The following is a 6365-nucleotide window of genomic DNA, read 5'->3' on the forward strand; positions in this document are numbered from 1 at the left end:
GGACGCGGCACGCGGCAATGGCAACGGCAACGGCACGGGCACAGGCGCGGGCAGCGGAACGGCGGGCCTGGCTGGCGCGCTGGCGGCGGCGGGCGGTGCCGGCGTCAGCCACAAAGTGCCCAGGCGCACGATGGCCCCATTCCCATTGCCCAGCAATAAATACAGGTGCACATGGCCTGCCTGGATCGCTTGCCGGGTACTCACGCGCACATAGTGGCGCCCGCCCCGCTCCAGCGGGCTGATCGTCAAGGTCTGCAGGGCCGGATCCATGCCGATGCCGCCGCCCCGGTACACATCGGGCGACGCCAGGCGCACGGCCACGCCGCTGGCTTCCTCGGGCGCCAGGGCCGTCAGTTCGATCTCGGCCAGCAAGGGCTGGCCCACATGCGACAGCACGACCATGTCACCCAGTTCGGCCGCCATGACGGGCGGCAAGGCCAGGCTGGCGGCGGCGCACGCGATCAGGGACCAATGGGGAAGGATGCTGCTCTGCATGGACTGATCGCTTTGATAACAGGATAAATAAGGGGAACTCGCCTGTCTTTAACGGCAGGAAATCGCAAAAATATAGATGGGCCAGGGCAAAAATGATGCAATACAGCATCATCCTGTGCCTTTTTGACGTCTGGAGTACACTCGATCCACCTCTATCGATGAAAGGGATGCCATGAGTAGCAGAATCGAACGCGACAGCTTCGGCCCGATCGACGTACCCGCCGACCGGCTTTGGGGAGCGCAAACGCAGCGCTCGCTCGAGCACTTCCATATCTCCACGGAAAAGATGCCGCCCGAACTGATCGCCGCCCTGGCCACCGTCAAGCGCGCGGCCGCCCACGTCAACCTGGACCTGGGCCTGTTGGATGGCAAGAAAGCCATCGCCATCACGCAGGCGGCCGACGAAGTACTGGCCGGCAAGCATGACGCGGAGTTCCCGCTGGCCGTCTGGCAGACGGGGTCTGGCACGCAAAGCAATATGAACATGAATGAAGTGCTGGCCAACCGCGGCTCCGAGCTGATCGGCGGTTTGCGGGGCGCCGGGCGCCTGCTGCACCCGAACGACGACGTCAACCTGGGCCAGTCCTCGAACGACATCTTCCCCACCGCCATCCACGTGGCGGCCGCGCTGGCCGTCGCCAACACCGTCTTGCCGCCCTTGCGCCAGCTGCGCGCCACCCTGGACGCGAAAGCGACGGAATTTGCCGGCATCGTCAAGATCGGCCGCACCCATTTGCAGGATGCGACCCCGCTGACCCTGGGCCAGGAATTTTCCGGCTACGTGGCGCAGCTGGACTTTGCCGAGCACATCATCACGGCATCGCTGCCGCCGCTGCTGCAGCTGGCCGCCGGCGGCACGGCCGTGGGTACGGGCTTGAATGCCCACGTGGAATTTGCCGGCCGCATCGCGGCAGAACTGGCGCGCCTGACGGGCCAGCCGTTTGCAACGGCCGACAACAAGTTTGCCGCGCTGGCCGCCCACGACGCCCTGGTCGCCGCCCATGGCGCCCTGAAAACCCTGGCCACGGCCCTGATGAAGATCGCCAACGACGTGCGCTGGATGGCGTCCGGACCCCGTTCCGGTCTCGGCGAAATCACCATCCCCGAAAACGAGCCGGGCAGCTCCATCATGCCGGGCAAGGTCAACCCCACGCAGTGCGAAGCGCTGACCATGCTGTGCTGCCAGGTGTTCGGCAACGACGTGGCCATCACGGTGGGCGGCGCCTCGGGCAATTTCGAGCTGAACGTCTTCAAACCCTTGATTGCGCACAACTTCCTGCAAAGCGCGCGCCTGCTGGGCGACGGCATGCGCAGCTTCGACGAGCATTGCGCCCACGGCATCGCACCGAACCGTGACCGCATCGCCGAACTGATGGAGCGTTCCCTGATGCTGGTCACGGCCCTGGCGCCCCACATCGGCTACGACAAGGCGGCGCAAATCGCCAAGCTGGCCCAGCACGAAGGCACGACCCTGAAGGAAGCGGCGCTGGCCCTGGGTTTTGTGACGGAAGAGCAATTCGGTGCCTGGATCGTGCCATTGGAAATGACGCGCCCCAACAAAAGCTGACTTCCACCCTGCATTGCTGGCGGCTTCAGGTAAACTATGACTTAGTTGAGGTCGTCATCAAGTGTTTAAAACACATCATTGCAATAAGGGATACAATGCAAAAAGTAAGCTTTGATTTAACATCCGAGTTCGTCGAGCTGAACCAGCTGCTGAAGCTGGTCGGCCTGTGCGACAGTGGTGGCGCAGGCAAGGTCATGGTCGATAGCGGCGTGGTGAAGGTCGATGGCAAGAAGGAATTGCGCAAGACCGCCAAGATCCGCGCCGGCCAGGTCGTCAGCGTGGGCGATATCCGTATCACGGTCGTCGCTCCCGTCTGAGCCCGGCATGGGGCGCGACAGCACCCCATGCATCGAACCTGCACCGCTGCCAGTCCGGCTGCCTGGATCAAGCTGCAACACGTCGCTATTGTCAGACAAATATCGATTGCAGAGGGGAAGCGCCATGGACCATCCCGAACAAGGTACGCGCAGCCAGGAACGCCTGATCGGCGACTTGCGCCAGGTAATAGAAAACGCGGAAGAATTGCTGCGCAACACGGACAAATACACCAGCAGCCTGTACCAGAGCGCCCGCGCCAGGCTGGAACTGGCCCTCGTCGCGGCCACTGCCGAGCTTGCCCGCTTCGAAGAGGAGCAAGTCACGCGCATGATGGACGCCACCCTGGCCGCGAATGCCCTGTACCGCGATCAGACGGGCGAAGCGCGCCTGTTGCGGGCTTTCGAGTAAAACCTCACGCCGTCAACACCGCATGCGCCAGCCACTGGCGCAAGTGCGCCGCCAGGTCGAATGCGGGGTCCAGTCCGAACGCCGCATCGAGCGCGGCGCCAAACGTCTGCCCCTGCTGCAAGGCCAGCAAGGCTGCATGCGCAGCCCCATCCAGTAGCAGCACCTGCGCCTTCCAGCGTGTCCGGCAGACCAGTGCATGGCTGGCCGCCTGCATCTCCTGCGGAAACATTCCCTGCCCTTCCCCCTCCTGATGGGCCTGCCACAAGGCCCCCACTTGCCAGTCCGATTCCAGCAAGGCGCAGGCGGGATGCAAGGCAAAACAGCGCGCTTCCAGCTGATCGGGAGGCAGGGCGGCCAAGGCCTCGGGCGCCAGTGCCGGCGCATCGGGCGCGTAATGGGCCAGGTGCACGGCCCATTCCAGGCGCGCCATGTCGGGCAAATACGGCAAGGCGGCCACATGCGGGAAAGTGGCCAGAAAATCGGCGAAACGGGCGCCAAACTGATTCAGATCCGCGCTATCGGATGGCATCTGCCGGCCATACGCGCGCGCCAGGCCGCCAAGGAATTCCTCGCCCACCAGCGCCAGCACGACGGGATAGGCCTGGCCCAGGGTACGGCGCCAGGTGGCGCTCATATTGCCGCGATACAGTGCGAAGCGCTGCGGCACCGCCGCTCCCGCGAACGGTGGCAGGGTTGCCGCCGTATCGAGCAAGGCCGTGGCAAATGCCTGCTGGCCGGCCGCCAGCGCATCGTTCGCCGACACGGGCGGCGGCGGCAGCAGCGCGCCCTGCCATGGCGCCTGCGGCGCATGGCGCGCCAGCATGGCCTGTGCCTTGCCCGCCTCGCCCAGCAGGATATCGAGGGCAGGCAAGTCCGTATCCCACTCGACCAGGGTGGGCACGGCGCCAAAGCGCAGCAGCGCTGCCGCATACAAATCCCAGACGGGAGCGGCCACGGCGGCGCCATGGTGGTCGATCACGGCATGCGGCGTCAGCAGATGACCGCCCAGGTGCAGCTCGCCCACGCTGCCGGGCGCGATGGACTGCATGGCCGTCAAGGCATCTTCGCCGTGGTTGCACTGGTTCACATACAGGTTATTGATATCGAGCAGCAGCCCGCAGCCGCTGCGGCGCGCCAGCTCCGCCAGGAATTGCGCTTCGCTCATGGCATCGTCGGCAAAGCGCAGGTAAGTAGCGACATTCTCCAGCAAGATCGGCCTTCTCAGCACATCCTGCACGCGCCCCACCCTGGCGCACAGCAAATCGAGGGCAGCCCCATTCAAGGCCAGCGGCAGCAAATCATTGAGTTGCTGCTGTGCCACGGCGCCCCAGCACAGGTGTTCCGACACGAGGACCGGCTCGACGCGCTCGACCACGGCGCGCACGCGCTGCAAGTGGCTGTCGGAAAAGCCGCGCGCGGAACCCAGCCCCAGCCCCACGCCATGCAGGCTGAGCGGGTAGTCCTGGCGCAGGGCATTCAATACATGGCTATCCCAGCCCGACGGCTGCAGATAATTTTCGGTATGCACCTCCAGCCAGCCCGCGGGGGGCCGGCGTTCCAGGAAATCGCGGTAGTGCGCGGCGCGCAGGCCGACGCCGGCAAGCGCCTGGATGGACTGCGGCATGGAAGGCTGGCGGAGGCTCAGGGTTGCGTGGCCGGCTTGGCCGCCTTGCTGGCCTTGATGGGCTTGACGGAGCCGCCCGCCTGTTCGCACGTGCCCTTGGCAACATACGTCCATTCCGTGGGCAGGCTGTCCGCCTCCGCCTGGCCCGCGCAGGAATGCGCGCCATCGGACGAGGCGCAATCGTTCTGCCCTGCCTTGGCCGCGCCGTAGCATTTTTCCTTGTCGCCGGGGGCGGGACCATCGTGCGCAGCCGCGTTGACGGTGGCGCCGGCACAGATGCCCGCGAGGGCGGCGGCGATGAGAGCTTGACGTTTGTTCATGGGGAATCCTCTTGCATGGGTCAAAGTAATCGGTAAGCGGCAATCGACAAGCGATAAACAAGCGCTACGCCATGGCGCGCCTCGGGCCGCACCATGGGGAAGGCGCGGCCGTGGACATCATTTTACTGAATCGGCCGTGCCATGGCGAACTATGGTCAATTAGTCAACCAGGCAGGAGCAGGCAGGAAGGGGCGGCGATGCCGGATACGGAATAGAAAAAACCGGGAAGAAAAAACAAACACGCCCACGCGCCACCGTCGGCGACGGTGGTGCGGGCATGGGTACGGCGAGCGCCAGGCTGGCGCCGCGTGACTGCGCTCAGGCGGTCGTGTTGATGCGGTTACCGAGGTGGGCCGGCAGATTCGGCGCCGACTGTATCGGTGGCAACGCTTCCAGCAAGGCCGTGGCAGTCGAACTTTGAATATCCTGGGCTTTTTTCAGGACAGTCAAGCCGACGGCTTGCCGCGTGCCTGTCTCCGCCATCGTGGTTGACAGTTGAGCAATGCTTCCGACGTCCATACGTTTCTCCAGTGAGGTTCTACCCTTGTTAACGGATGCCGCCGGTAAACCTTTAGCTTATTTTTCCAGTCTGTGCAGCAGCCAGGCCAGCACGTGCTCGCGCGCATTCAAGTCCAGCCATTGCAGGCCTTCGCGCAAGTCCGCAGGCGCGGGGCTGTCGGAGGCGACGGCGATCACATGCGGGTCGTGCGGGTACAGGGGCGCCTGCCCCACTTCCGGACGGAACACTTCCAGCTTGGGAATGGGGTCCGTCTTGAAGCCCTCCACCAGGGTCAGGTCTGCCGGCCCCATGCGGGCCAATTGCTGCGCCAGGCTGGGTTCGGGCGCACCGCGCAGCTCATGCACGATGGCAAAACGGTACGGCGACGCCACCAGCACTTCCGCCGCGCCGGCCAGCCGCAGGCGGGCGCTGTCCTTTTGCGGCGGTTCCAGCGCCAGGTCATGGTGGCTGTGCTTGACCAGGTTGACGCGCAAGCCGCGCGCCGCCAGTTCCTTCACCACAAATTCCAGCAGGGTCGTCTTGCCGCTACCGGAACGGCCGATCACCCCGAGTACCGGGTGTGCGGGCATCGCATCGTGCATGGTCACTCCTTGATTGAGAAGGAATGATTATACGCAGCCCCACCCGTACCGCCGCGTGGCGCAAGCGCCCTGCCTCGCCCAGGTCAAGCGCCGCAACAATTTCCGCTGGGCATAGCGCTTGCGGGCGGTGTTCGGGCTCAGCGGCCGCCGCCATCCATCGTGCCCTTTGCGCGTCCGGCACCGGCGGGCGCGCCCTTGCCGCGCCGCCCCTCGCGGGACTTGCCCTGCTGCGGCGTGCCGGTCTCGTCCGTCGGCCGCCGGCGCCGGCTCGCCGACTTCGGCGCTGTCTTGCCATTCGCCGCCTGCGCATTCCGGGCCGTGCGCGCCAATTGCCGATGCGCAGCGATTGCGCCCGCCTCGGCATCGGATTGCACGGGCACGAGGGGCACGGCGGCCCGCTCGCCAGCGGGCGCCAGGTCCGTATCCAGCTGGCCGGCGGATGCGGGCGGGGCGAAGTCCTGCGCCCGCACATCCGCTTCCCAGGCGGTGCGCTGCGCCGGCACCGTAGCGGGCACGGCGGGCGCAGCGCACC

9 protein-coding genes are annotated in these 6365 nt (G+C 65.6%); 3 read left to right on the forward strand and 6 right to left on the reverse strand.

Annotated elements, in window-relative coordinates:
• A partial coding sequence (locus GCN74_RS27885; protein ID WP_413541569.1) for a FimV family protein occupies positions 1-495 on the reverse strand: 495 nt, incomplete at its 3' end.
• Positions 496-667: 172 nt separating this feature from the next.
• Between GCN74_RS27885 and fumC the strand changes: the two genes are divergently transcribed.
• From fumC to GCN74_RS27900, 3 genes are all read left to right on the forward strand, one after another.
• A complete protein-coding gene (gene fumC / locus GCN74_RS27890) occupies positions 668-2062 on the forward strand; it encodes a class II fumarate hydratase (protein ID WP_152259668.1) in 1395 nt (464 codons plus the stop codon).
• Between the two features lie 95 nt (positions 2063-2157).
• Entirely contained in the window at positions 2158-2379 is a 222-nt protein-coding gene (locus GCN74_RS27895) for an RNA-binding S4 domain-containing protein (protein WP_035825476.1), read from the forward strand.
• 124 nt (positions 2380-2503) lie between these two features.
• Entirely contained in the window at positions 2504-2788 is a 285-nt protein-coding gene (locus tag GCN74_RS27900) for a hypothetical protein (RefSeq protein ID WP_034759786.1), read from the forward strand.
• Positions 2789-2792: 4 nt separating this feature from the next.
• Here the strand turns inward: GCN74_RS27900 and GCN74_RS27905 are convergent, their stop codons facing one another.
• The 5 genes from GCN74_RS27905 to GCN74_RS27925 form a co-directional block, all read right to left on the reverse strand.
• Positions 2793-4412, reverse strand: a complete 1620-nt coding sequence (locus GCN74_RS27905; protein WP_152259669.1) for a DUF692 family multinuclear iron-containing protein — start codon at positions 4410-4412, stop codon at positions 2793-2795.
• A 17-nt stretch (positions 4413-4429) separates the two neighbouring features.
• A complete protein-coding gene (locus tag GCN74_RS27910) occupies positions 4430-4732 on the reverse strand; it encodes a DUF2282 domain-containing protein (protein ID WP_152259670.1) in 303 nt (100 codons plus the stop codon).
• 318 nt (positions 4733-5050) lie between these two features.
• On the reverse strand, positions 5051-5251 hold the full coding sequence (locus tag GCN74_RS27915; RefSeq protein WP_152259671.1) for a YjfB family protein: 201 nt from the start codon (positions 5249-5251) through the stop codon (positions 5051-5053).
• A gap of 57 nt (positions 5252-5308) precedes the next feature.
• The gene (mobB, locus tag GCN74_RS27920; RefSeq protein WP_152259672.1) at positions 5309-5833 is read right to left on the reverse strand and encodes a molybdopterin-guanine dinucleotide biosynthesis protein B; all 525 of its coding nucleotides are present in this window, start codon (positions 5831-5833) and stop codon (positions 5309-5311) included.
• Positions 5834-5970: 137 nt separating this feature from the next.
• A complete protein-coding gene (locus GCN74_RS27925) occupies positions 5971-6348 on the reverse strand; it encodes a hypothetical protein (protein ID WP_152259673.1) in 378 nt (125 codons plus the stop codon).
• Positions 6349-6365 lie beyond the last annotated feature (17 nt).

The sequence above is a fragment of the Janthinobacterium sp. FT14W genome, assembly GCF_009208755.1.
In the GTDB taxonomy this organism is placed as follows: domain Bacteria; phylum Pseudomonadota; class Gammaproteobacteria; order Burkholderiales; family Burkholderiaceae_D; genus Janthinobacterium; species Janthinobacterium violaceinigrum.

Excerpts from the sequence above, each read along its gene's own strand:
- fumC (WP_152259668.1), top strand. The coding sequence starts at position 668 with ATGAGTAGCAGAATCGAACGCGACAGCTTCGGCCCGATCGACGTACCC.
- GCN74_RS27895 (WP_035825476.1), top strand. The coding sequence starts at position 2,158 with ATGCAAAAAGTAAGCTTTGATTTAACATCCGAGTTCGTCGAGCTGAAC.
- GCN74_RS27900 (WP_034759786.1), top strand. The coding sequence starts at position 2,504 with ATGGACCATCCCGAACAAGGTACGCGCAGCCAGGAACGCCTGATCGGC.
- GCN74_RS27905 (WP_152259669.1), bottom strand. The coding sequence starts at position 4,412 with ATGCCGCAGTCCATCCAGGCGCTTGCCGGCGTCGGCCTGCGCGCCGCG.
- GCN74_RS27910 (WP_152259670.1), bottom strand. The coding sequence starts at position 4,732 with ATGAACAAACGTCAAGCTCTCATCGCCGCCGCCCTCGCGGGCATCTGT.
- GCN74_RS27915 (WP_152259671.1), bottom strand. The coding sequence starts at position 5,251 with ATGGACGTCGGAAGCATTGCTCAACTGTCAACCACGATGGCGGAGACA.
- mobB (WP_152259672.1), bottom strand. The coding sequence starts at position 5,833 with ATGCACGATGCGATGCCCGCACACCCGGTACTCGGGGTGATCGGCCGT.